The organism is Flavobacterium sp. SM15 (assembly GCF_022012335.1).
Lineage (GTDB): Bacteria > Bacteroidota > Bacteroidia > Flavobacteriales > Flavobacteriaceae > Flavobacterium.
Genome location: NZ_JAKLTO010000007.1, coordinates 41,405 through 65,659 on the forward strand (window position 1 = coordinate 41,405; position 24,255 = coordinate 65,659).

Here is a 24,255-nt window from a genome sequence, read left to right on the forward strand (position 1 = left end):
TGATATTATTCCACAGTAACTGATTTTGCAAGGTTTCTGGGCTGATCGACGTTACATTGGCGCATTACCGCAATATGGTACGACAACAACTGCAACGGAATAGTCGTTAACAACGGAGTAAGCGCTTCGGCCGTGTCCGGAATTTCAATGATATGATCGGCCAATTCCTTTACCTGAACATCACCTTTGGTAACTACTGCAATAATTTTTCCGCTACGCGCTTTGATCTCCTGAATGTTACTCACTACTTTATCGTAATGATTTTGTTTTGGCGCAATAACCACTACCGGCATTTGCTCGTCGATAAGTGCAATTGGTCCGTGTTTCATCTCAGCAGCGGGGTATCCTTCGGCATGGATATAAGAGATCTCTTTTAACTTAAGCGCTCCTTCCAAAGCAACAGGGAAATTATAACCACGTCCTAAATAAAGACAGTTTGGCGCACTTTTATAAATCGACGCGATGGTTTTAGCCACTTCGTTGGTTTGCAACGCTTCTTCCACTTTTTCAGGAATCAACTCCAACTCCAACAAATAACGCTGGTAATCAGACTGACTCATCGTTCCTTTAGCCTTAGCCAAACGAAGCGAAATCAAAGTCAATATAGTAATTTGTGTTGTAAATGCTTTTGTAGAAGCCACTCCAATTTCAGGCCCTGCGTGGGTATAAGCGCCCGCATGCGTTTCACGCGAAATTGAAGACCCCACCACATTACACACTCCAAAAACAAACGCTCCTTTTTCTTTAGCCAATTTAATCGCGGCTAAAGTATCGGCTGTTTCTCCGGATTGGGAAATCGCGATGACCACATCGTTCGGGTAAATAATTGGATTTCGGTATCGGAATTCGGAAGCATATTCCACTTCTACCGGAATTCTTGCAAATTCTTCGAAGATGTATTCTGCTACCAAACCGGCATGCCATGAAGTACCACAAGCCACAATTAAAATTCGGCTCGCGTTGGTGAATTTTTCAATATTATCCTCCACGCCCGCCATTTGGATAATTCCTTTGTTGGCAAGCAAACGCCCGCGGTAGGTATCTTTAATCACATTGGGCTGTTCGTAGATTTCCTTTAACATGAAATGATCGTATCCTCCCTTTTCAATCTGCTCCAAATTCATCTGAAGCTGCTGAATGTAAGGATCTACCAATGAGTCGTCTTTAATTTTACGCACTTTCATTGGTTTACCTAAACGGATAATTGCCATTTCTTCATCTTCCAGATAAATCGCATTATTCGTATATTCGATAAACGGAGAAGCATCAGAAGCGACAAAATATTCGTCTTCCCCGATTCCGATTGCTAACGGGCTACCCAAACGGGCTGCTACGATTTCATCCGGTTTTTTGGTATCCATCACAGCAATAGCATAAGCTCCAACCACTTGGTTTAAAGCCACCTGCACTGCTTTTCCTAGTTTAAGGTTTTCTTTTTTCTGAACTTCCTCAATAAGGTTAATCAACACTTCGGTATCCGTATCGGATTTAAAAGTATACCCTCTATTGATAAGCTCTTTTTTCAAAGGCTCATAATTTTCGATGATCCCGTTGTGGATAATTACCAACTCTCCAGAATTGGAAAAATGCGGATGCGAGTTCACATCGTTAGGCACTCCGTGTGTTGCCCAGCGCGTATGTCCCATTCCCATAGTTCCGGTAAGGGTAATTTCTTTTTCAGCTCTGGCTTCCAAATCGGAAACTTTTCCTTTGGTTTTAGCTAGTTTAAAGCCTCCATTTTCACACAAAACCACACCGGCACTGTCGTAACCACGGTACTCTAATCTTTTCAAACCTTTAATGATCACAGGATAAGCCTCTCTGTGACCTATATATCCAACAATTCCACACATATTTAGTCGGGTTTTGTATAATAAATCTCTAATTTAACTCTTTTTTCCGGATAAAGCGTTTCAGTCTGCCCATATAAAATTGTCCCTAACGGACTCATTACCGAAGCCGCTGGCAAATACTTAGTGCTTGGTGTTCCGTTTGGAGTTTTATAGTATACATTATTAGTATTTGCAATACTTTCCGTAGCAGAAAGGCGAAGTCTGTAATTGGTACTATCTTTATTAATACACCTCTTAACATATTCCGTAATTCGGAATTGGTATTTCAATCCTTTAGGCTCTTCAGTACTCGATTGTCTCGGTTGTGACTGTAAAACCCCATTATAAATCGCTTTTTGGAATTTTGGCCCTAACATACTGGTAGTTCCATCACTCAGGTAATCATAAATTGGGCTGTTATTTTTAGAATCATAAAGATACAGTCGCAGTGGCTCTGATTGCCCGGGTTTATGCATTTGTTGTTCATCCACATAAAAGGTAAGGTGCGCTTCGTTAATTAACCAGCCTTTGGTTCTCAATTGCTGCAAATAATCCGGCACGTCTCCGTCATCTGGCCCATCAGGTCCAAAAACATCGATGTAAGAAACCGCTCCATCTCCGTTTCCGTTTGACCCTTTACCGCCACCAGAAACGAAAAGTCTATCCGTTAAATTCAGAGACGGGCTTGCATAATTATCGTAAAAATTTGCAGTCTCTCCACTTAAACTAAGTCTGGTAGAAGTTCTTTTATTTTCAATAGTATCCGGGGTACTTGGGTTATTGTCGTGATCCCCCAATTCACCATAAGAGTATTCGATCTTAATATACCCTTTTGCAAAATCAAGCATTGCCATGGCTCCATATCCATCCGAATTGGCTTCAGCCTCAAAGTAAAGCCCTCTGAAATATTCGGTAAACACATTATTGTTTACAAGACTTGAAGCAGGTGCATTTAAAATCTTTTTGCGGAAGTATTCCTTATTAAGGTTAATCCAAATCCCTGGTGTAAAACGCTCTACAACAGTACGTTTTGTAATATCATTTTGATCTGCCAAAGCAGTATTACCTGAAGCCTCAAGATATTCCCCATTCTGATTTCTTCTGAAAAGAATTCTCTCGGAAGCATCAAAAAAGAACTGGTCGTATTCTGAAGCGGAAGCATTTTTATTAAGCGGATCACCATTCACTACAACATTTCCGGCAGCATCGGTTCCTCTTTTATAAGGATCCATTTTTGTTGTTTTTTCGTTGGAATAGTGCCTTAACACTCCATCGGAAGCTCCCGGGTCAAAAGTCTGTAAATTATACCCGTTTTCGTAAACGCGCAACTTGAATTTTGTCGGATTATAAGCATCTGGCTGTGTAGTACGGTCTAAAAAATCATCAATAGAATCCAAAACGAACTTACGTCGAACCCCATCCGACTCCATACCGTCCTGATGACTAAAATAAGGAATGTACACCCAAACCGAATCGACCTGAGGGTTCAATCCAAAATCAGGTGCATCAACAGGAAGTTTAGCCTGAGTCACAAAATGAGAAACTCTTGTTCCCAAAGCCGGGTTATAACTTACCCCTAATGAATTTACGGGTAAATTACTGGTTTGAACAGCGCCAGTTAATTCGTAACCGGCTGTAGGCTCAAACGTTTCTCTATCCATAGTAAGGTAATCTTCCCCAACTATATCTGAACCTATGGTATTAAAGTCTTTATCACAAGAAATTAAAGAAAAAGCCGCTGCAAAAAACAGAATGCTTTTCTTTATCAATGAGTGTTTATTCATCTTAAAATTTAATTATAAAACGTAGTTTTTATAGAAATCGGTATACGCCTGAGCGAACTTCTCCTTAGGCACGAAAGGTAAAAAAGGTTTGCCTGAAGTTTCTATAAATTTTGTTAAACTTGACGACACCTCATTTGAAGCCACAATTACAGCATCCGAATGCAATATGGAAGCCTTCATGATGTTTTCAAAATTAGGCTCAGCCAAATCTTTTACCGCTTCTTGCGGCACGTTATCAAAAACAACTTTATTAATCATTGCTGTATCCAGATTCTCATCAAAAGACTGACTGTAAACCGAAGTTACGATTTTTGTGTCCGCAAAAAGCGCTTCGTTTTTATAAAAATGCTTCATATAGATCGGAAGCATCGCTGCCATCCAGCCGTGAACATGAATAATGTCGGGAACCCAGTTCAGCTTCTTAACGGTCTCCACCACCCCTTTTGCAAAGAATATGGCGCGCTCGTCGTTGTCCGGATACAAAACCCCTTCCTCATCGGTAAAAGTAGCTTTGCGTTTGAAATATTCGTCGTTATCGATAAAATAAACCTGAATACGCTCCTTCGGAATGGAAGCAACCTTAATAATCAGAGGCATGTCCATATCATTCACCACCAAATTCATCCCTGATAAACGGATCACCTCATGTAACTGATGTCTTCGCTCGTTGATATTTCCATATCGCGGCATAAAAATTCGTATTTGCCCGCCCTGATCGTTGATCATTTTTGGAACGTCATACGACATTAAAGAAACTTCATTTTCAGCCAAATAAGGCACTACTTCAGATGATACGTACAATATCCTCTTATCTTCCATTTGTAATATTTATTTTAGTAATAGGTACAAAAAACATGCAAAATTACAAAAATTTATGCAGTTGTTTAACAAAATAGTAAGTTTGCATACAATTTAAATTCAGAAGAAAATGTTCATCTTCACTAAAAAGTCTGATTTAACGGCGCATTTAAAGCAAATTTGCACCCCAAAAACCAAAATCGGATTTGTCCCAACCATGGGCGCTTTGCATCAGGGACACCTTTCACTTATGAAAGAATCCCTTAAAAACAACAGCTATACCGTAGTGAGTATTTTTGTAAACCCAACGCAGTTCAATAATGCGGAAGATTTGGAAAAATACCCAAGAACTTTAGAGCGCGATGTTGAAAAAATAACTGAACTTTCCAAAGACATTCTGGTTTTTGCCCCATCGGTAGAAGATATGTATGAAGGAAACACCAAATCGATACCGTTCAATTACGACGGATTGGAATTTCAAATGGAAGGCGCCCACCGTCCCGGCCACTTTGACGGGGTAGGCACTATTGTAAAAAAACTTTTTGAAATTGTACAGCCAACCAATGCCTATTTTGGTGAAAAAGATTTCCAACAGCTTCAAATTGTAAAAAAGATGGTGGAAAAACACAAGCTTCCTGTCTCAGTTCATGGTTGCCCAATTCATCGGGAAACCAACGGGCTGGCAATGAGCTCCAGAAACGAACGCCTTTCTGAAGAAGCCCGAAACGAAGCGGCTCTCATTTATAAAACCTTAAAAGCCGCGAAATCAAAATTTACCAAACACAGCGCCAAAGAAGTCATTGCTTTTGTAGAAGACACTTTTAAAAAACGCCCAAATTTTCAGTTGGAGTATTTTGAAATTGCCGATGAAGCCACTTTGCTGCCGTGTAAACGAAAAAGTAAAACCAAGAAATACCGCGGTTTTATTGCAGTTTTCATAAACAACGTGCGATTAATTGACAATATTTCATTAAATTGATATAACTTTGCATCATGCAGATTCAAGTTGTTAAATCCAAGATTCACCGCGTTAAGGTGACTGGAGCTGATTTAAACTACATCGGTAGTATTACCATTGACGAGGCTTTAATGGAAGCTTCCAACATTTATGAAGGCGAAAAAGTATCCATCGTAAACTTAAATAACGGGGAACGTTTGGAAACTTACGCAATTACCGGACCCAGAAACAGCGGTGAGATCACCCTAAACGGACCCGCAGCGCGAAAAGTCCATAAAGGCGACATCATCATCATCATTGCTTACGGAATCCTTACTTGTGAAGAAGCAAAAACCTTCAAACCATCATTAGTGTTCCCTAATGAAGAAGACAACTCCTTAAAATAATTTTGAAAGAAAAAATAAAGAAAATATTAGGCATTGTACTCCCGCTTTTGTTGGGAGTTTTTTTAGTTTTTTACACCTATAACAAGTTCACACCCGAGCAGATCGAAGAAATGAAAGGGTATTTCAAAAATGCCGACTACAGCTATATTGTAATATCTTCTGTTTTCTCGATTGTAAGTTTGGCTGCTCGCGGTTACCGTTGGCGCTTCAGCCTGGAACACATGGGCTATTTTTCCGATTTCAAAACCAATTTTGCAGCGGTAAACATTGGTTATATGATGAACTACACGGTTCCGCGCTCAGGAGAAGTTTCCAGAGCTTTAGTTCTGAACAAATACAACAACACACCGTTTGACAAAGCTTTCGGAACCATCATCGCAGAAAGGGTTATTGATTTGTTCATCTTAATCGGATTTATTTTAACCGCTTTGGTTTTACAGTTTGACCAACTGAAATCCTTTCTGATTAAAACCATCCCTTTTGAAAAGTTAATACAACTTGCAATTGTTGGAGGAATTGGATTTATTACCGTTTTGCTGCTTTTTATCTATTCAAAATGGAAACCTATACTGCTTATTAAAGAAAAAGTTGCCGGATTAATCGAAGGGCTTTTAAGTACTTTTAAAATGCCTAAACGCATCCCGTTTCTTAGTTATACAGCTGTAATCTGGATTTCCTATGTACTTACTTTTTATTCTGCAATTTATGCTTTACCGGAAACCAGCAGCATAAGTTTCGGAACAATAGTAACGGCATTTGTAGTAGGAAGTTTGGCGGTAACTTTTACCAATGGAGGTTTTGGTGCTTTTCCACTGATGATTTCCCAAATCCTACTCCTTTATAACATTCCTGAAACCGCCGGAACTGCTTTTGGATGGATTTTATGGAGCTCGCAAACAGCATTGGTTGTACTATTAGGTGGACTTTCGTTTTTACTTTTACCGATTCTTCACCGCAAAAAATAATTTACTATATTGCTGTTTCAATTTCAACAGCTTAATTCGTAAATTATATGAAGACCAAATTACTGTTACTGTTCACCTTTGTAACGAGTTCCCTTTTTGCACAACGCTACGACGAACCTTTTGAATCTCAAAAATTAGGAGGACCGCGCGACATTACCATTGTCCTTCCAGCTTCCTACGAAAACAATAAAGACAAAAAATATCCTGTTTTTGTAGTGTTGGACAGCGAATATTTACTGGATCCTATTATGGGAACCGTGAAATACGGAGCGTATTGGGATGATCTTCCGGAAATGATTCTTGTAGGCATCAACCAAAACAAAAACAGTGAACGCGACAACGACAGTCAATTTGACGAAAACGGCCTTCCGACAGAACAAGGCGCTAAGTTTTTCGAATTCATTGGAATAGAACTGTTGCCTTACATTGAGAAAAAATTCCGTGCGGCACCTTATCGTTTAATTGCCGGTCATGACGCAACAGCAGGTTTTTTGAACGCTTACTTGTATAAAGACAATCCGGTTTTTAATGCATATTTATGTTTAAGCCCGGATCTACCTGCAGAGATGGAAACCCGCATTCCAGACCGTTTAAAAATTACTCAAAAACCGATTTTCTTCTATTTGGCCACCGCGGATGGTGATTTGAAAAAAGACCGCGAACACATCTTAGCGCTTAATGAAAACGCCAAAAACATTAAATCGGATTTTGTAAAATACAGTTTTGATGATTTCAAAAATTCTTCCCATTATTCATTGGTTCCTTTTGCCATTAACAATGCTATTTACGCCATTTTTGACGGGTACCAACCAATTTCAATGAACGAATTTCATGAAAAAATCGGTTCCTTGGAAAAAGGCCACACGCAGTATTTAGTAGACAAATACAACGGAATCCAGAAAAAATTAGGTTTCACTCCAAAAATCAGGCTGAGCGATTTCAAAGCTATTGAGGCAGCCATCATGAAAAACAAAAACTTTGAAGATTTCATGACCCTTTCCGACTTGGCTAAGAAAAATTATCCGAAATCGATGTTAAGTGAATACCACAAAGCCATGTATTATGACAACATGGGGGAACCGGCTAAAGCTCAAAAAGCGTTCATGTCTGCTTTTAACATGGAGCCAATCCGTGATTTAACCAAAGACATGATGCTGGAACGTGCCGACGCTATTAAAGGACAGTTGAAAAAAGGAAAAGACAACCGTAAAAAAGCGCAGGAAGAAATCCAACAAACCACTGACACTCCTGCAGAAACCCCAACAGAAACACCAGCCGAAACGCCAAAAGAAGAACCAAAACAATAAAATGGCCAAAATAAAAACTTCCTTTTTTTGCCAGAGCTGCGGCACCCAGTTTGCCAAATGGCAAGGGCAATGCACGGCCTGCAAAGAATGGAATACCATAGTTGAAGAAATTATCCAAAAAGAGGAGAAAGTCGCTTGGAAAACCGAAACTTCCGCGGTAAAAAAAGCATCCAAACCTCTTAGAATAAAAGAAATTGATTCTGCCGAAGAAATCCGGATGGACACCACCGATGGGGAGCTCAACCGGGTTTTAGGCGGTGGATTGGTACCGGGTTCCTTAACCCTTTTAGGCGGCGAACCGGGTATCGGAAAAAGTACGTTGCTACTTCAGATTTCACTAAAACTTCCTTACAAAACCCTTTATGTTTCCGGGGAAGAAAGTCAGAAGCAGATCAAAATGCGTGCAGAACGCATCACGGCCGATACCGATAATTGCTACATTTTAACCGAAACCAAAACCCAGAACATCTTCCGACAGATTGAAGAAATTGAACCGGAAATCGTGATTATCGATTCAATTCAAACCTTACATACGGATTACATCGAGTCTTCGGCCGGAAGCATCTCTCAAATTCGTGAATGTACCGCGGAGCTTATCAAATTTGCCAAAGAAACCAATGTTCCGGTTATCTTAATCGGGCACATCACTAAAGACGGTAACATTGCGGGTCCAAAAATTCTGGAACATATGGTGGATACTGTTTTGCAGTTTGAAGGCGACCGCAACCACATTTACCGCATTTTGCGCTCGCTGAAAAATCGTTTTGGCTCCACAGCCGAATTGGGTATTTACGAAATGCAAGGTTCGGGTTTAAGAGAAGTGGCCAATCCATCAGAAATTCTGATTTCTCATAAAGACGAAGAACTTTCAGGAACCGCTATCGCTACAACTTTGGAAGGCATGCGCCCCTTGATGATTGAAATTCAGGCTCTAGTTTCTACAGCTGTTTACGGAACGCCACAACGAAGCACCACAGGCTACAACGCCAAACGTCTGAACATGATTTTAGCCGTCTTGGAAAAACGTGCCGGTTTCAGATTAGGCGCCAAAGATGTATTTCTAAATGTAACCGGAGGAATTTCCGTAGACGATCCTGCGATTGATTTAGCGGTAGTCGCTGCAATTTTGTCCTCGAATGAAGATATTCCGGTGGGCAAAAATTTTTGTTTTGCAGGGGAAGTCGGCCTATCGGGAGAAATCCGTCCGGTAAACCGTGTGGAACAGCGCATACAGGAAGCGGAAAAGCTTGGTTTTTCAACCATTTTCGTTTCCAAATACAATAAAATTTCATTGAAAGACACTTTGATTGACGTTAAAATGGTCGCAAAGATTGAAGATGTGGTGGAACAGCTTTTTGGATAAAATCTCTAAAAAAACACAATATGAAAACTAGATTATTTTTGCTTTTGGGAATCTTTACCATGTTTATTTCCTGTGATAAAAATAAAGTGTACAGCAAACTAGATACTGATTTCGAAAACAATCGTTGGAGCTCCGATCAGGAAAAGATTTTTGACTTCAGCATTGAAGACGATTCCAAAACCTACACCCTTAATCTGAAATTCAGTCATATATACGATTATCAGTATGAAAGCATACCATTGCTTATAAAAATAACCAGCCCCGACGAAAAAGAAGAACAAATTCCTTTCGATTTAAAAATAAAAGATGCTACCGGTAAACAATTAGCTGAATGCAGTGGCGATGTTTGCGATTTACTTGTTCCTCTTAAAGAAAACGCTAAATTTTTAAAAGGCGCTTACAAGATCAGTATCACAAACCAGCATAAAGGCCCATATCTTCCTAATGTTCTTGGAATAGGACTGGAAGTAATAACGGTAAAATAAAACCTAAATGAAATCTCAAGCCGAAATCCTGCAAATCATCAACAGTTTTCATGAACTGGGCGAAACTGCGCAGGCCGGCGAGTTTTTGATTCGGGAATTTGGCTTAGAGCAGCCCAACTTCAAAGGTTTTGAATACCGAGAAGCAGCCAAACCCGATTTCATTTTAATGACTACCGAAGGCACTTTTGGCGAACCTCAAATCATTCGACTACCCGAAAACGCTTTCGAATTTCCTTTCGAGATGATCATGAACCTGATTGCCCACGAAATGGTACACGTGATTCAGAAATCAAAGGAGCATATGGTCATGGACAAAAACGAGCGCGAATGGCAGGCCTATTACGAAATGCTGTTCCATAAAATCTTCCCAAAGATTCCAGAATGCTCTAATTTCCATAAAAAATTCTTTGGTGAAAAAGCACTGGACTACTACAAACGGATGGGAGAAGGTTCGGAATTGCAACAAAAATACGCCTCACAGAAATTAGAAGTAGAAAATTTAGTAGCTTCGCTCTTGTAAACACAACATTTCCATTGGGATGAGAACCAAAAAGCAAAAATTTTTTCTGTTTCTTAAAATTTCAGCAGTACTTTTAGTATTGTTGTTGGGAGGATTGTATTTCTTCCGTGACACTTTGTTGCAGAAAGCGATTGCCAAGGCCGAATCCAAATTTAAAACCGATTACAACTGCACTTTTTCGGTTAAAAAAGCCAATTTCAATGGAGTTTCGGAAGTAGAAATGCACCAAATCATCTTAGTTCCAAATAATGCCGACACCCTGTTAGCCGTTCAGAAAATCAAAACCAGTTACAGCCTTCTAGAACTATTTACCGGCGATTTACAGCTGAAAAACCTGGAAATGAACAACGGTTTCATCCAACTGGTCAAAAATAAAAACGGACGCAATTTTGACGCTTTTCTAAAACGGGACAAACAAGAAAAATCAAACGAGAAACGCAATTACGCAAAACTCGCCTATCGCCTCTTAAATAAAGTTTTAAATTTGGTGCCTTCGGAAATGCAGCTCAAAAACCTTTCACTACGCATGGACGATATGGGACGCAAAGTGGTTTTACAAATGAACGATTTGCGTTTGGAGGACCATCAACTGCAATCCGAAATTCAGGTAAAAACCAATACGTTTGCTCAAAACTGGAAGATCAGCGGTTTTGCCGATCCGCGCGATAAGAAAGCCGATTTAAAATTTTTCAGCGCAGACACCTCTAAAATCCAATTGCCCTATATCGATGAACGTTTCGGATTAAAATCAAGCTTTGACAACATCCAAATAAAGCTGGACAAACTTGAAATGGAAAGCGGTGAACTGCATATTGACGGGTTTACTTCGATCGAAAACTTTACCCTCAACCATCCGAAAATTGCAAAAAAAGACGTGGTCATTCAAAACGCCCGTTTTGATTACCGTTTTCTTTTGGGTCGTGATTTTATTTCGATTGACAGTAGTTCATCGGCACAGCTTAACCACATAAAAGTCAAGCCGTTTGCAGAATACAGTACTGAACAAGACACAATTTACAAACTAAAAGTTGATATCCCGAAAATGAAAGCTCAGGATTTCATCACCTCATTGCCCAAAGGTCTTTTCACCAATTTTGAAGGCATGGAAGCGGAAGGCAATTTTGATTACAAACTCGATTTTGAATACAACAAAAACAAACCTCATAAATTAATTTTTGACAGTAAATTAAATAAAGAGAACCTGCGCATTACCAAATATGGAGCGGCCAATTTAGCCAAACTCAACGGCGAATTCACCTATCGTGCCATAGAAAACGGTGTGGAGCAACGCCCTATTTTAGTGGGAGCAGCCAATCCGAACTATACGCCTTTGGATCAGATTTCACCTTATTTGGAAAAAGCGGTTTTGACCAATGAAGACCCGTCATTTTTCCGCCATCGTGGCTTTATCAATGAAGCCTTCAAACAGTCAATCGTCAAGAACATCCGCACCAAGAAATTTGCACGCGGAGCCAGTACCATCAGCATGCAGCTGGTGAAAAACGTCTTCCTGACCCGTGAAAAAACCTTATCTCGAAAACTGGAAGAAATCCTTTTGGTTTACATTTTAGAAAACAACCGAATTGCTACAAAATCCCGAATGCTGGAAGTGTATTTCAACGTAATTGAATGGGGCCCAAATGTATACGGTATTGGGGAAGCTTCGCACTTCTATTTCCAGAAAAGTCCAAGCGCTTTGTCCTTAAACGAATGTTTGTATCTGGCTTCGATCGTCCCGAAACCCAAAAAATTCATGTGGCAGTTTGACGATCAGGGAAATCAGAAACCCTATGCGCAAAAAAACCAGAAATACATTAAAAATCTGATGCTGCGCCGCGCACTAATTACCGATCAAGACACTATTGGGCAATCCGTGCCGATTTACATCTCAGGAAGGGCACGTTCGTTCTTGAAACTGAAAACCGTTGTGGATTCTACCGCTACCGATTCCATAAGTTTTGATCCGGACGAATTTGATTTTTAAGTTCTAAAAAAAATCAGGCTTTTTTGTATTCCATCCGATACAAATCAAAACCTTTCGCCCAATAATCTTTAATGGTTTCAAGTAAGACAAATCCGTTTTTCTGGTAAAAAGGATAGGCAAATTGAGAAGTTCGCACCAAAATCACCTTAACTTCTTCCATAGTTTGTAAAATCGACAGTCGATGCGTTAACAATTTCGTACCAATACCGGCCTTATGGTAATCGGGATGAATGAAATCCCAACTGATTTTGGCTACGCTACGGCTTTCTTCAAAGTTGATTCCTCCGGCTCCAACGATTTGATTCTCGAATGAAGCAACGTAATAGAGTTCCAATTCGTGTTCCAGATAAAGGTTAAAATCTTCAATTTCTTCCTGAGCAAAATACTTAGGAACATTCAGTGAGAGCAATTCCAACAATTTTGGCTTGTCTGCAATGGAATACGGTTTTATACTGATTTCAGGGTTCATCTTGTTATTTAAAGGATTTCAAATCATTTGAAATTTCTTAAAAACTCTTCTTTATAAGTTGGTGAAATTTCGATTTCCGCGCCGTCGTTCAGCATGATGTAACCGCCTTTGTTGTAGGATTTTACAAAATTAATATTGATGATATGCGATTTATGTACACGTAAAAAAGGAAACGGTAAAATCTCTGAAAAATGCTTGAGAAAACGGCACACCATTTTTTTACTGCCATCGGCTAAGTGTAAATCGGTAAAGTTCCCGTTGCCTCGTAGGCGGACGATGTCTTCCATTTTCACCACTTCAAAACCTTCCAAAGTAGGTAAAATCACCTGCTTTTTCTCCGGCTGGGTTTCACGGAAATTCTCCACGATGATTTTGTTCCGGTTGAAAAGCTCGTTATTGAGAATATGCTGTTGCACTTTATTGACCGCCACAATCAATTCTTCAATACTGATGGGTTTTAACAGATAATAGGCGGCGCTTTGGTTGAGGGCTTTAAGTGAATATTCGGAAAAAGCGGTCACAAAAATCGTCTCAAACTGCAAATCCTTGCAGGCTTCCAACACATCAAAAGCATTTCCGAAAGGCATTTCCACATCCAAAAACACCAATTTCGGCGTCACTTCGTGCAATAACGGAACGGCTTCCTTGATGTTTTGGGCTTCTCCAATTACTTCTACCTGTGGGCAATATTTCCCAAGATAATTCTTGAGCACTTCACGCGCAGCAGTTTCGTCTTCAACAATTACGGCTTTTATTTTCTGTAAGGTCATCATAATTTATCAAGCAAGGGAAAGGTAAGGGTTACTAAAGTTCCTGTGGTTCCGCTGTTTTTTTCGGTAATGGAGAAATCGATGTTGGTTTTATACAATTCATTCAGAAGACTGATACGCTCTTTAGTGTTGGTCACACCGCGCGACTGATGTACTTTCTGGTTGCGGGTTTTCAAGGCGGCACTTTCGGTCAGGCCGATCCCGTTATCGTCTACTAGTACCGAAACTTTTCCACGGTTGAGTTCGAATTTCAAGAGCAGTAATCCTTTGGTATCCCGATAGCGCAAACCGTGCCAGATTGCATTTTCCAGATGCGGTTGAATGAGCATGTTCGGGACTAGAGTCGTTTCGGTATCCAAAGCATCGTCTACCACAATCTGATAGTCAAATTTGTCCTGAAAACGCAAATGTTCCAGATCCAGATACTTCTTGAGCTGTTCGATTTCGTTACTCAGGCTGATGAAATCCTTGTTGGAATTTTCCATCATGTTGCGCATAAGGTGCGAATACGAAGTCAGGTACTTGTTGGCTTCCAGCTCTTTATTTTGCGAAATGAACTGGTTGACACTGTTCAAACTGTTGAAAATAAAATGCGGATTCATTTCCCGTCGTAACGACTGTAACGCGATTTCCTTATTCTTGATTTTGATGGAATACAGCGCTTTTACAATCAATCCCACCAACAAAAGAAGCAACAACAACGATCCCAAAAGCACATAATTGAACGTATTTTTCTTGGCAATGAGTTCGTCTTTCAATATCTTTTCCTTTTCCAGCTGACGGATTTTCTCCTCCGTGACCTGAAAGGTTTTTTCATCAATTAAAGAACTGTCGTTGCGGATGAGTTTGTCGAAATTCTGAAAAAAATCATCATACAAAGCAATGCTTTCTTTGTCTTTACCATGGGTTTTATAATATTGAAGCAATTGCAACAGGCTGTTTTTCACTTCGTCGGTTTTACCTTGTTGCAGCGCCAATTGATAGGCTTGTTGTAAACACTGAATCGCTTTTTCCGGTTCGTTTTTTTTGAAATAAATGGTCGCTAGGGTTTGCAGTTGCTTAATTTGGGTATCAAAATCATTTTTGGTTTTAGCCTCGGCCAACAATTTTTCACTGATGCCCAAAGCCTTGTCAAACTGATTGTCGGAAGCATACACTTTGGCAATTTCCGTTCTCAGTTTAGCGACTTCTTCCGGTTTATCTTTTACATAAGAAATCGCTTTTTCATAACTCTGAATGGCTACTTCCTTGTTTTTTTGCTGCAGGTTCATCTGTGCTTGTTGTACATAAGCATCGGCTACTTCTTCTTTTTTATCCGCTTTTTCAAGAATTTGAATATTGTATTTGGAATACCCCATTTGAGCCGCCGGGTTGTTGGCATTTCGCAAACGATTAGCATCATTGAAGTTCAATTGCTCGTAATTCTTATCTGGGGCAACTGCTCCGGCCGCTTCATAATTCTGTATTGCTGAAGTGATTTTATTTTGCGACTCCTGTACTTTGGCTAAGCTTCGATTAACTCTGGTTTGATCCCGGTTACGTTTCAATTTCGTATAAGTGCCCAGCGCTTTTTTCAGGTATTCTTCCGCTTTGGCGTTGTCCCCTTTTTCGATGAATCCATCGGCCAGGTTCTCATAGTTTTTGGCAATTTGAACCTCATCGTTGGCGTCTAATGATTCTTTCAAATCGTCCGCAGCTCTGCTTATTTTATAGCTTGCAGCCTTTTTGCTTTTGGTTGCGGCAGGCTGAATACTATCCTGCGCGGAAACCTCAAGACCAAGGTTTAGCGTAAAAAAAATAAAAGCAAAAAAGGCCTGTTTTAGTGACATACTACTGTGTTTCTATGTAAATGTAAAGTAAATATTTTAAAAACGGTGCGGCAAGCGGTTTCACCAAGTCGAAACCTGGTTTCACCCATTCTGCAAAAAACGTGCAAATTCTCAAGATAATTTTGGGATAGAATCATAAACCAAAAAACTATGAAAACGGAAAATTTAATTGCAGTCTTGAGCGCTTCGGTATTAGTTACAGGGGCTGCTCTTACCTCAAAAATCTCTTCTGAAAAAAATCCTGTTGTCCAATACAAACCCTCTGTTGCAATTGAAAAGCCCGAAACCGAAGAAAAACCTTGTGTTTTTATGTCGATGATGGGCGAACAATCGGTAACCGATTATGCTAAGTACAAAAATGATTCCAAAACGACCACAACGATCAATAAAGGCGAAAAATGGCTAGCAGAAGCCCAAAACAAAGACGGAGGCTGGGGAGCCGGTTCCCACAGCAATCAGGGAGAAATGAACCCGCACGCCGTAAGTTCCGATCCGGCAACAACTGCGATGGCTTCGATGGCATTATACAGAATGGGTTATTCCATTGAAAAAGGGAAATACAAAACCCAACTTAAAAATGCTCTGGAATTTCTTTTATCCGAAGTGGAGAAAAACAAAAACAACGAGTTCATTACCCAAGTGCGCGGTACCCAGATTCAAACCAAACTCGGGCAAAACATTGATGCTGCCTTGACCTTGCAATTCTTAAACCAAGTCATACCAACCTTATCCGAGGGAACACTTAGAAAAAGAGTAGAAAACGCCATTCAGATTTGTGTAGATAAAATCGAAAAATCGTACGACGGAAACGGAAAAGTGAGTGGTGCCGGTTGGGCCGGTGTGTTGCAATCCTCATTTGCCAATGCCGGATTAGAACAAGCATCCAAAAACAAAAACATCAAAGTAAGTAAAGACAAAATTGACGCCGCAAGAAACTATCAGAAAGGCAATTACGATGCGGATAACAATCGTGCAAAAACAGAAGACGGCGCAGGAATTATGCTTTATGCGGTAAGCAGCTCGGTTCGTGGCAGTGCCACAGAAGCCAAAGAAGCCGAAGAACTCTTCGAAAAAGCCAAATCCGAAGGAAAAATCGATCGAAAAGCCGAAATGAGCAAGGAAAATTTAGAAAAAATAGGCGTTACCCGTGAAAAAGCCGCTTCCTATGATGTTGCTACCAAAGTTTACAAAGCCGCCAAAGTACAGGCCATGGACAACAACGTTATGAACGGTTTCGGGAACAACGGCGGAGAAGAATTCATGAGCTTTCTGCAAACCGGCGAATCTTTAATGGTAAAAAAAGACAACGACTGGAAACACTGGTACGACAATGTGAGCGGAAAAATCATCAAAATCCAGAATGAGAACGGTAGTTGGAACGGACATCATTGCATTACCAGTCCGGTGTTCTGCACCGCAACCTGCCTACTGATTTTAACCATCGAAAACGACATCAAAACCTTACAACAATAATTTTTTAAAAAGACAAATACCATGAAATCAACATTCATCATCACAGCCCTTTTTGCAACCGCTTTTACTTTTGCAAACTGCACGAATTCCAACCATAAGGAAACTTCAAAAACGTTAACTTCTGCTTCAACAATTGAGAAACCGATCAAAGTTGAAAACACCAAAATTCAAGTAGCCATTTTGCTGGACACTTCCAACAGCATGGACGGTTTGATCGAACAGGCGAAATCCCGTTTGTGGAACATCGTCAATACCTTAACCACACTAAAATACCACGGAAAAACACCGGATATTGAAATCGGGTTGTACGAATATGGAAACGACGGTTTGTCTCAAGAATCGAATTACATTCGTCAAGTCGCGCCACTTACTACCGATTTGGACCTGATTTCCGAAAAACTGTTTTCACTTCGCACCAATGGTGGCTCTGAATATTGCGGTGCTGTAATTGCCGATGCCACCAAACAACTGAACTGGGGCAAAGACGCTTCGAATATGAAACTGGTCTACATTGCCGGAAACGAAGCGTTCAACCAAGGCGGCGTCAACTATAAAGAAGCGATTAGCGATGCGCTCAAAAAAGACATTTACATCAACACGATTTTCTGTGGTAATCAGGAAGAAGGCATCCGCACGTTCTGGAAAGACGGCGCCGATGCGGGAAAAGGCAAGTATTTCAACATTGATTCCAACAAAGCGGTGATTTATATTGCTACGCCTTACGATGTGCGCATCTCCGAATGCAATACCAGAATCAACACGACTTACATCAGTTATGGCAGTATGGGCTATGAAAAGAAAATGAATCAGGCAGCACAGGATTCCAATGCACAAGGCGTTTCAGCAGCCAATTTTGCAGAGCGTACGGTGAGTAAATCTAAAGCGGTTTATAAAAATGACAGCTGGGATTTAGTCGACAAAGTTAAAGACGACAAAGGAGCCATCGACAAACTCAAAAAAGAAGAATTGCCAAAAGAACTGCAAAACAAGTCCAAAGCAGAAATTAAAGTTTATGTGGATCAGAAATCTAAAGAACGCGAAGCCATTCAGAAGGAAATTGGCGAATTAGGTAAAAAACGTCAGGCCTTTATCGATGCTGAAATGAAAAAAACCAACAGCCAGGACGATTTGGGCGGTGCAATTAACAGTTCCGTTATTGCTTTTGCTAAAACTAAAGGTTATACGGTTGAAAAATAAAAAGCAATTTCTTACTTTTAAACCTCTAAACCCTTTTTCTATGAAACAGTTTTTTTTTGCCATTCTTTTTTTAATTTCCGGTTTGCTTTTTGCCCAGAAACCCATTTTTACACAGGCTAAAGTAAAATCAGCAACGGTTTATTTTAATGCTGCCGAACTTTCACAAAATGCAAATGTAACCTTACCGGCCGGAACCAGTGAAATTGTAATTAAAAATGTAGCCAATTACCTGAATGAGAATTCCGTTCAAATTGGAGCTCCGGCTTCCGTAACGGTGCTTTCGGTGCAATTCACAAACGATTATATTTCCGAATACGAGGTGGATGAAAATTCGCCGGCGATAAAAAAAGTAAAAGATAGTATCATTTTGGTACAAAAAGAACTTGAGAAACTCATCAATACCAAAAATTCGGAAACCAAAACCATCGAGCTTCTGGACAAGAACCAACAGGTTTTTGGTCAAAATTCAGGATTGAGTGTGGCGGAACTGATGAAAATGGTCGAGTACTACAAAACCAAGCGCACAGAAATGAGCAACAATGTAAACACGCTTACCGAAAAGGAAAAGAAACTGAATGAAACGCTGAAGCGCCTGAACACCAAACTGGAAATCAACACCGAAAAGGAAGAAAAAACCTCAACGGGAAAATTGGTGTTACAAGTCATGAATACTGCTGCCGGGAATGTTCCTCTGGAAATTTCCTATCTGACCAATAGGGCAAGTTGGGCACCCTTTTACGATTTGAGAGCAGACAATGTGACCTCGCCCATCAACATGATGTACAAAGCACAAGTAACTCAGAATACCGGTATAGACTGGAAGAAAGTAAAATTGACGTTGTCCTCGGGAAATCCGAACCAGAGCAATCAGGCGCCAACGGTAAATCCTTGGTTTTTAAGATATAGAAATGCCTATGGTTACGAAGCAGATGATGCTTCTCCAGCCTTACAGGAAGTTGTGGTAAGTGGTTATAGCGCAAAAAAAGATTCGAATATTAAAATAAGAGGCGCTAATTCTATTTCAGCACATACAACGATCAACGAAAACCAATTGAACATTTCTTTCGACATCGACATTCCGTACGACATTTTATCCAACGGAAAGAAACACAGTGTGGCGCTGAAAGAAATCAAATTACCGGCTTCCTACAAGTATTATGCGGCTCCGAAACTGGACAAAGAGGCGTTTCTTCTGGCAGAAATTACCGATTATGGCAAGTACAATTTGTTAAAAGGCGAAGCAAACATCATTTTTGAAGGCATGTACGTTGGAAAAACTTTGGTAAACCCGGGGCAAACTTCGGATACTTTAAATTTGAGTATGGGGCGTGATAAAAAGGTTTCCATCAAACGTGAAAAAATCGTTGAAAAATCGGGAACGAAATTCTTATCTTCGAAAAAGGAGCAAACCTTCACTTACGACATTGTTATTCGCAACAATAAAAAAGAAGCGGTAAGCATTAAATTAGACGACCAGATTCCATTAAGCACCGATAAGGAAATCGAAATCGAACTAAAAGAAAAAGACGGCGCAAAACTCAATGCCGAAACCGGATTGCTCAGCTGGGAAATCAATTTAAAACCTAACGAAACGAAAAAGCTCCGCTTAAGTTATATGGTGAAATCCCCTAAAGACAAAACCATCGATAATCTATAACATATTTCCCGGCCTTTGTGTCGGGATTTTTTTATAATTTTATGACAACCAAATATTTACCCATGAAATACTTCGGTTTTATAATCGCTTTGGTTTTCATCAGCTGTGAAGGTCAATCACAAACCGGTATAGTAGGCCTGCAAACGTTTGCTTCAGGTTTTACTTCCCCGGTTGACCTGGAACATTGCGGTGACAGTCGTTTGTTTGTTGTAGAACAGGACGGAATCATCAAAATCCTGAACAGCAACGGAAGCGTAAATGCAACGCCCTTTCTCAACATTACTTCGTTAACCAATCAAAGTGGTGAACAGGGATTACTTGGTTTGGCCTTCCATCCGAATTATGCTTCCAACGGTCTTTTTTACATCAATTACACCCGAACTAGTGATGGAGCTACGGTAATTGCGCGTTATTCGGTAAATCCCAGTAATCCAAACCTCGCCAATCCTACAGGAACGATACTTTTAACCATTCCACAACCTTTTTCCAATCATAACGGAGGAACGTTGAAATTCGGTCCTGATGGTTATCTGTACATTGGAATGGGTGATGGTGGTAGCGGAGGCGATCCAGGCAACCGAGCGCAAAACATCGACGAATTGTTAGGCAAAATGCTTCGAATTGATGTGAATTCCGGTTCTCCTTATGACATCCCTCCTACGAACCCTTATGTAGGTGTGGCTGGTGCCGATGAAATCTGGGCGATTGGCTTACGCAATCCCTGGAAATTTTCGTTCGACCGACAAACAGGAGATTTATGGATCGCCGATGTGGGTCAGGGTTTGTACGAAGAAGTGAATCGAGCGGCTTCCACCGAAAGCGGACTGAATTACGGTTGGCGCTGTTATGAAGGCAACACCGTTTATAATAATACGGGCTGTCCTGTGCAAAATACTTTGAAGTTTCCGCTACTGATAACCAACCATGCCGACGGGTTCTGCTCCATTACAGGCGGTTATGTTTATCGAGGCACACAATTCCCAAATTTTCAGGGCAAGTATTTTTTTTCCGATTATTGCAAAGCGCAAATTGGAATGAGCGATGCTTCAGGAAATGCAACATTTTCCCCTACTTTTTCCGGCAATAATTTTGTGAGTTTTGGAGAAGACAGTAGCGGAGAATTATATGTAGTTTCCATCAGCAATGGAACGATTTATAAGATTCTGGACAGCTCATTGGGTACCGTTGAAACTAACAAAACAGCGTTCAATCTTTATCCGAATCCTGCAAAATCGGAAGTTTTTATACAGAATTTAGATGCTTCAACCTATGTAAGTTCCGTAGAAATTTTCGATACCAACGGAAAGAAACTATTCGCTAAAAAAACAGAAAACCAACCGATAACTTCTGTAAATACAGAACCACTACCTGCTGGTTTTTATCTTTTAAAGCTCACCGACAATCTGGGATTGACCGTTGCTCATAAATTGCTCAAAAATTAAGGTGCCGGATTCGGTATCTTTTCTTGTATTTTATTGATTTCGGCAATAACCGCATCCGTCAAACGCACCTCAAACGCATTGATATTTTCCTCCAACTGATCCAACGAAGTTGCCCCGATGATGGTCGAAGTCACAAACTGTTGGTGGTGTACAAAAGCGAGAGCCAATTCCGTCAGTGTCAATCCTAAACTGTGTGCTAACTCCTGATACAGCTTGGTTACTTTGAAACAGTTCTCGTTGGTGTATCTTGTAAAATGCGGAAACAAGCCCAAGCGGGATTCCGGCAAAATTCCGTTTAAGTGTTTTCCGGTCAAAAACCCAAAACCAAGGGGTGAATAAGCCAATAAACCAACGTTTTCACGCATACAAATTTCCGACAAACCTACCTCAAACAAACGATTCAATAACGAAAATGGGTTTTGAATGGTCGCGATTCGGGGTAAATTATGCTTTTCCGCTTCGTTTAAAAATTTCATCACTCCCCAAGGATTTTCGTTGGAAACCCCAATATGTTTGATTTTACCTTCTTTAATCAAACCATCAAACGTTGTTAAAACATCTAAAATATTATCCTGCCATATATTGTCAAGTTCCGATACCCCACGTTTGCCAAACATGTTCATCACACGCTCCGGCCAATGCATCTGGTATAAATCGATGTAATCCGTTTGTAGGTTTTTCAAGCTCAATTCCACTGCTTGATGAATGCTTTGCTTGGAAAAATCCAACGGCTGACGAATATAACCCATTCCACGGTTAGGCCCGGCTATTTTTGTAGCTACAACCAAATCCTGACGTTTGTGCTTGTTTTTAGCCAGCCAACTTCCGATAAAACGCTCTGTGCTTCCGAAAATATGCTCGTTACCTCCGATGGGATACATCTCGGCAGTATCGATAAAATTAATTCCTCTTTCGATGGCATAATCCAGTTGGTTGTGCGCTTCGGCTTCGGTGTTTTGGTTGCCAAAAGTCATGGTGCCTAAGCAAATTTCACTGATTTTTAAATCGGTATGGGGTAATGTGGTGTATTTCATTGTACTAGTCTTACAAAGCGGCAAAGATACAAAGTTGCTAAGTTTGAAAAACAAAAAAGCTCAGAGTTTTAATTCTGAGCTTTTCCTATGTATGTTTGAAAATCGATTAGATTTCGTTTAACATTTTGGTGATTTCATCCAATTTTGGAGTCAGGATGATTTCAATACGACGGTTTTTCGCTTTACCTTCTGCAGTTTCATTAGACACCAAAGGAGAGTATTCTCCACGACCTGCAGCAGTTAAATTTTCCTTTCTCACCATTGCATTGGAAGTAAGTAGATTTACGATTGCCGTAGCACGTTTAGTAGACAAATCCCAGTTGCTTTCTACTCCACCACCAATAGCTCCGGTGATTTTGTCGTTGTCGGTGTGCCCTTCAATTAACACCGAAATGTCAGGGTTGTCGCCCAATACTTTTCCAACTAAATCCACTGCTTTCTTTCCTTCCGGGTTCACTACCCAGCTTCCGGATTGGAACAGTAATTTGTTTTCCATGGAAACGTATACTTTTCCGTCTTTTTGCTGTACAGTAAGTCCTTTTCCTTCAAACGCTTTTAACGATTTTGACAAAGTTTCTTTCAGCTTGTTCATGGCAGCTTCTTTAGCAGCTATCATGCTTTCCAATTCGTTTACACGATCCGAACGGTCTTTCAAATCTCTATTCAACTTGTCCAGACGGGCTCTTTCCGCAGCCAATGCTTTTTCTTTAGCTTCCAACTGCGCCAACAATTCACGGTTTTTGTTCATGTTCGACTGTAACGCCTCATCACTGTTTTTCTCTAGCGCGTTGTAAGACGACTGCAACGTTTTTAAATTGTTGCTTGCCGCCGCATAATCAGAGGCCAGTTTGTCTCTTTCCGCTTTTAATTTATCTAACTCCGCCTGTAACGTAGTTTTATCTAACTCTAGTTGGTTTTTACCGGTCTTCAAAGCTTCGTTTTCATCAGCTAAGGAGCGGTTTTCCTTTTTTAAATCGGCAAATTTGGTTTCTAAATCGGTGTACATCTTTTTCGATACACACGAAGTGGTTAAGGCCAAAGCCAAAATTCCTGCAGATACTTGTTTTATCATTTTTTGTGGTATTTAGCGTTACTCAATTATTCTCAATGTTTATGTTCTTTTCTTTTCACTATTCCATTTCCACCAACACCGGACAATGGTCGGAATGTTTGGCTTCTGGCAAAATCACGGCGCGTTTCATCTTATCTTTCAAAGGTTCACTCACCAGATTGTAATCGATCCTCCATCCTTTGTTGTTGCCTCGTGCTCCCGCCCTGTAGCTCCACCAACTGTAATTATGCGGCTCTTTATTGAAATGACGGAAACTGTCTATAAACCCGCTTTTCATAAAAGCATCCAACCACGCACGTTCTTCCGGCAGAAATCCAGAAACTTTGGCGTTGCGAATCGGATCGTGAATATCAATGGCCTGATGGCAAATATTATAATCCCCACCTATAATCAGGTTCGGGATTTCTTTTTTCAGGTTGTCAATATAGATCTGAAAATCGTCCATGTATTGAAACTTGTGATCCAAACGGTCAATGTTCGTTCCCGATGGCAGGTAGAGACTCATCACGGAAAAATTTTCAAAATCGGCGCGTAAATTTCGCCCTTCTTTATCCATATAATCGATTCCGGTTCCGTAAACCACATTTTTGGGTTCCGTCTTCGATAAAATTGCCACTCCGCTGTAACCTTTCTTTTCGGCGGGAAAATAATACTGAAACGGATAGCCCGCCAGCTCGATTTCCATGACCGGAATTTGGTCCTGTGTTGCTTTAATTTCCTGAAGGCAAATCACATCCGGATTCGCACTTTGGAGCCATTCTAAAAATCCTTTGGTAATTGCGGCACGAATACCGTTTACGTTATAGGAGATAATCTTCATTCGTTGTTTAATTTCTTCAAAAGTAGCCAAAAAACATTCACATTTATAACACCCAACGCAAATAGTTATAAACGATTCATTGTCAATTACCTGCGAAATTATTTGGTCCG

The 24,255-nt window shown here is 40.4% G+C and carries 21 protein-coding genes; 12 read left to right on the plus strand and 9 right to left on the minus strand.

Features of this window, described 5'->3' with window-relative positions:
• Positions 1 to 5: 5 nt before the first annotated feature.
• From glmS to LZZ90_RS11830, 3 genes are read right to left on the minus strand one after another with little or no spacing between them, the layout of a single operon-like run.
• Entirely contained in the window at positions 6 to 1,853 is a 1,848-nt protein-coding gene (glmS, locus tag LZZ90_RS11820) for a glutamine--fructose-6-phosphate transaminase (isomerizing) (RefSeq protein WP_237790907.1), read from the minus strand.
• Positions 1,854 to 1,855: 2 nt separating this feature from the next.
• Positions 1,856 to 3,616, minus strand: coding sequence for a DUF4270 domain-containing protein (locus tag LZZ90_RS11825; RefSeq protein WP_237790908.1), 1,761 nt, complete (start codon positions 3,614 to 3,616; stop codon positions 1,856 to 1,858).
• 12 nt (positions 3,617 to 3,628) lie between these two features.
• Positions 3,629 to 4,435 (minus strand): glycogen/starch synthase, encoded by an 807-nt coding sequence (locus LZZ90_RS11830; protein WP_237790909.1) that lies wholly within the window; start codon positions 4,433 to 4,435, stop codon positions 3,629 to 3,631.
• Positions 4,436 to 4,544: 109 nt separating this feature from the next.
• Between LZZ90_RS11830 and panC the strand changes: the two genes are divergently transcribed.
• Genes panC through LZZ90_RS11870 form a run of 8 tightly spaced genes read left to right on the plus strand, consistent with a single transcriptional unit; the run spans position 4,545 to position 12,382 of the window.
• Complete coding sequence (gene panC / locus LZZ90_RS11835) at positions 4,545 to 5,393, plus strand: pantoate--beta-alanine ligase (protein ID WP_237790910.1); 849 nt, start codon at positions 4,545 to 4,547, stop codon at positions 5,391 to 5,393.
• 14 nt (positions 5,394 to 5,407) lie between these two features.
• Complete coding sequence (gene panD / locus LZZ90_RS11840) at positions 5,408 to 5,758, plus strand: aspartate 1-decarboxylase (protein WP_237790911.1); 351 nt, start codon at positions 5,408 to 5,410, stop codon at positions 5,756 to 5,758.
• Positions 5,759 to 5,760: 2 nt separating this feature from the next.
• Positions 5,761 to 6,723 (plus strand): lysylphosphatidylglycerol synthase transmembrane domain-containing protein, encoded by a 963-nt coding sequence (locus tag LZZ90_RS11845; protein ID WP_237790912.1) that lies wholly within the window; start codon positions 5,761 to 5,763, stop codon positions 6,721 to 6,723.
• A gap of 47 nt (positions 6,724 to 6,770) precedes the next feature.
• Entirely contained in the window at positions 6,771 to 8,030 is a 1,260-nt protein-coding gene (locus LZZ90_RS11850; protein ID WP_237790913.1) for an alpha/beta hydrolase, read from the plus strand.
• Position 8,031: 1 nt separating this feature from the next.
• Positions 8,032 to 9,393: a DNA repair protein RadA gene (gene radA / locus LZZ90_RS11855; protein ID WP_237790914.1), complete on the plus strand. Its 1,362-nt coding sequence runs from the start codon at positions 8,032 to 8,034 to the stop codon at positions 9,391 to 9,393.
• A gap of 20 nt (positions 9,394 to 9,413) precedes the next feature.
• Positions 9,414 to 9,878, plus strand: a complete 465-nt coding sequence (locus LZZ90_RS11860) for a hypothetical protein (protein WP_237790915.1) — start codon at positions 9,414 to 9,416, stop codon at positions 9,876 to 9,878.
• Between the two features lie 7 nt (positions 9,879 to 9,885).
• A complete protein-coding gene (locus tag LZZ90_RS11865) occupies positions 9,886 to 10,398 on the plus strand; it encodes a hypothetical protein (protein ID WP_237790916.1) in 513 nt (170 codons plus the stop codon).
• Between the two features lie 19 nt (positions 10,399 to 10,417).
• Complete coding sequence (locus tag LZZ90_RS11870) at positions 10,418 to 12,382, plus strand: transglycosylase domain-containing protein (RefSeq protein ID WP_237790917.1); 1,965 nt, start codon at positions 10,418 to 10,420, stop codon at positions 12,380 to 12,382.
• 13 nt (positions 12,383 to 12,395) lie between these two features.
• On the opposite strand, the gene LZZ90_RS11875 is transcribed toward LZZ90_RS11870, so the two are convergent.
• Genes LZZ90_RS11875 through LZZ90_RS11885 form a run of 3 tightly spaced genes read right to left on the minus strand, consistent with a single transcriptional unit; the run spans position 12,396 to position 15,450 of the window.
• On the minus strand, positions 12,396 to 12,851 hold the full coding sequence (locus tag LZZ90_RS11875) for a GNAT family N-acetyltransferase (protein WP_237790918.1): 456 nt from the start codon (positions 12,849 to 12,851) through the stop codon (positions 12,396 to 12,398).
• Positions 12,852 to 12,874: 23 nt separating this feature from the next.
• On the minus strand, positions 12,875 to 13,624 hold the full coding sequence (locus LZZ90_RS11880) for a LytTR family DNA-binding domain-containing protein (protein ID WP_237790919.1): 750 nt from the start codon (positions 13,622 to 13,624) through the stop codon (positions 12,875 to 12,877).
• Positions 13,621 to 15,450: a histidine kinase gene (locus LZZ90_RS11885; protein WP_237790920.1), complete on the minus strand. Its 1,830-nt coding sequence runs from the start codon at positions 15,448 to 15,450 to the stop codon at positions 13,621 to 13,623. The genes LZZ90_RS11880 and LZZ90_RS11885 overlap by 4 nt, the downstream gene beginning before the upstream one ends.
• 150 nt (positions 15,451 to 15,600) lie before the next feature.
• On the opposite strand from LZZ90_RS11885, the gene LZZ90_RS11890 reads away from it, so the two are divergent.
• The 4 genes from LZZ90_RS11890 (at position 15,601) to LZZ90_RS11905 (ending at position 21,219) form a co-directional block, all read left to right on the plus strand.
• Entirely contained in the window at positions 15,601 to 16,923 is a 1,323-nt protein-coding gene (locus LZZ90_RS11890; RefSeq protein ID WP_237790921.1) for a prenyltransferase/squalene oxidase repeat-containing protein, read from the plus strand.
• Positions 16,924 to 16,944: 21 nt separating this feature from the next.
• Positions 16,945 to 18,120: a VWA domain-containing protein gene (locus LZZ90_RS11895; protein ID WP_237790922.1), complete on the plus strand. Its 1,176-nt coding sequence runs from the start codon at positions 16,945 to 16,947 to the stop codon at positions 18,118 to 18,120.
• A 40-nt stretch (positions 18,121 to 18,160) separates the two neighbouring features.
• The gene (locus LZZ90_RS11900; RefSeq protein WP_237790923.1) at positions 18,161 to 19,777 is read left to right on the plus strand and encodes a DUF4139 domain-containing protein; all 1,617 of its coding nucleotides are present in this window, start codon (positions 18,161 to 18,163) and stop codon (positions 19,775 to 19,777) included.
• A gap of 62 nt (positions 19,778 to 19,839) precedes the next feature.
• Positions 19,840 to 21,219, plus strand: coding sequence for a sorbosone dehydrogenase family protein (locus LZZ90_RS11905; protein WP_237790924.1), 1,380 nt, complete (start codon positions 19,840 to 19,842; stop codon positions 21,217 to 21,219).
• On the opposite strand, the gene LZZ90_RS11910 is transcribed toward LZZ90_RS11905, so the two are convergent.
• The 3 genes from LZZ90_RS11910 to LZZ90_RS11920 all read right to left on the minus strand — a co-directional run bounded on the left by LZZ90_RS11910 (position 21,216) and on the right by LZZ90_RS11920 (position 24,145).
• A complete protein-coding gene (locus LZZ90_RS11910; RefSeq protein WP_237790925.1) occupies positions 21,216 to 22,253 on the minus strand; it encodes an aldo/keto reductase in 1,038 nt (345 codons plus the stop codon). The genes LZZ90_RS11905 and LZZ90_RS11910 overlap by 4 nt on opposite strands.
• A gap of 106 nt (positions 22,254 to 22,359) precedes the next feature.
• Positions 22,360 to 23,325 carry an OmpA family protein gene (locus tag LZZ90_RS11915; RefSeq protein ID WP_237790926.1) on the minus strand — a complete coding sequence of 322 codons (966 nt, stop codon included), beginning with the start codon at positions 23,323 to 23,325 and terminating at the stop codon, positions 22,360 to 22,362.
• A gap of 58 nt (positions 23,326 to 23,383) precedes the next feature.
• Positions 23,384 to 24,145 (minus strand): exodeoxyribonuclease III, encoded by a 762-nt coding sequence (locus LZZ90_RS11920; RefSeq protein WP_237790927.1) that lies wholly within the window; start codon positions 24,143 to 24,145, stop codon positions 23,384 to 23,386.
• Positions 24,146 to 24,255: the final 110 nt, after the last annotated feature.

Bases quoted from the DNA above. Each gene is read 5' to 3' on its own strand.
- LZZ90_RS11900 (WP_237790923.1), top strand. From the start codon at position 18,161: ATGAAACAGTTTTTTTTTGCCATTCTTTTTTTAATTTCCGGTTTGCTT.
- LZZ90_RS11830 (WP_237790909.1), bottom strand. From the start codon at position 4,435: ATGGAAGATAAGAGGATATTGTACGTATCATCTGAAGTAGTGCCTTAT.
- LZZ90_RS11890 (WP_237790921.1), top strand. From the start codon at position 15,601: ATGAAAACGGAAAATTTAATTGCAGTCTTGAGCGCTTCGGTATTAGTT.
- LZZ90_RS11885 (WP_237790920.1), bottom strand. From the start codon at position 15,450: ATGTCACTAAAACAGGCCTTTTTTGCTTTTATTTTTTTTACGCTAAAC.
- LZZ90_RS11825 (WP_237790908.1), bottom strand. From the start codon at position 3,616: ATGAATAAACACTCATTGATAAAGAAAAGCATTCTGTTTTTTGCAGCG.
- radA (WP_237790914.1), top strand. From the start codon at position 8,032: ATGGCCAAAATAAAAACTTCCTTTTTTTGCCAGAGCTGCGGCACCCAG.
- LZZ90_RS11920 (WP_237790927.1), bottom strand. From the start codon at position 24,145: ATGAAGATTATCTCCTATAACGTAAACGGTATTCGTGCCGCAATTACC.
- glmS (WP_237790907.1), bottom strand. From the start codon at position 1,853: ATGTGTGGAATTGTTGGATATATAGGTCACAGAGAGGCTTATCCTGTG.
- panC (WP_237790910.1), top strand. From the start codon at position 4,545: ATGTTCATCTTCACTAAAAAGTCTGATTTAACGGCGCATTTAAAGCAA.
- LZZ90_RS11880 (WP_237790919.1), bottom strand. From the start codon at position 13,624: ATGATGACCTTACAGAAAATAAAAGCCGTAATTGTTGAAGACGAAACT.
- LZZ90_RS11895 (WP_237790922.1), top strand. From the start codon at position 16,945: ATGAAATCAACATTCATCATCACAGCCCTTTTTGCAACCGCTTTTACT.
- LZZ90_RS11850 (WP_237790913.1), top strand. From the start codon at position 6,771: ATGAAGACCAAATTACTGTTACTGTTCACCTTTGTAACGAGTTCCCTT.
- LZZ90_RS11910 (WP_237790925.1), bottom strand. From the start codon at position 22,253: ATGAAATACACCACATTACCCCATACCGATTTAAAAATCAGTGAAATT.
- panD (WP_237790911.1), top strand. From the start codon at position 5,408: ATGCAGATTCAAGTTGTTAAATCCAAGATTCACCGCGTTAAGGTGACT.
- LZZ90_RS11915 (WP_237790926.1), bottom strand. From the start codon at position 23,325: ATGATAAAACAAGTATCTGCAGGAATTTTGGCTTTGGCCTTAACCACT.
- LZZ90_RS11905 (WP_237790924.1), top strand. From the start codon at position 19,840: ATGAAATACTTCGGTTTTATAATCGCTTTGGTTTTCATCAGCTGTGAA.
- LZZ90_RS11870 (WP_237790917.1), top strand. From the start codon at position 10,418: ATGAGAACCAAAAAGCAAAAATTTTTTCTGTTTCTTAAAATTTCAGCA.
- LZZ90_RS11860 (WP_237790915.1), top strand. From the start codon at position 9,414: ATGAAAACTAGATTATTTTTGCTTTTGGGAATCTTTACCATGTTTATT.
- LZZ90_RS11865 (WP_237790916.1), top strand. From the start codon at position 9,886: ATGAAATCTCAAGCCGAAATCCTGCAAATCATCAACAGTTTTCATGAA.
- LZZ90_RS11875 (WP_237790918.1), bottom strand. From the start codon at position 12,851: ATGAACCCTGAAATCAGTATAAAACCGTATTCCATTGCAGACAAGCCA.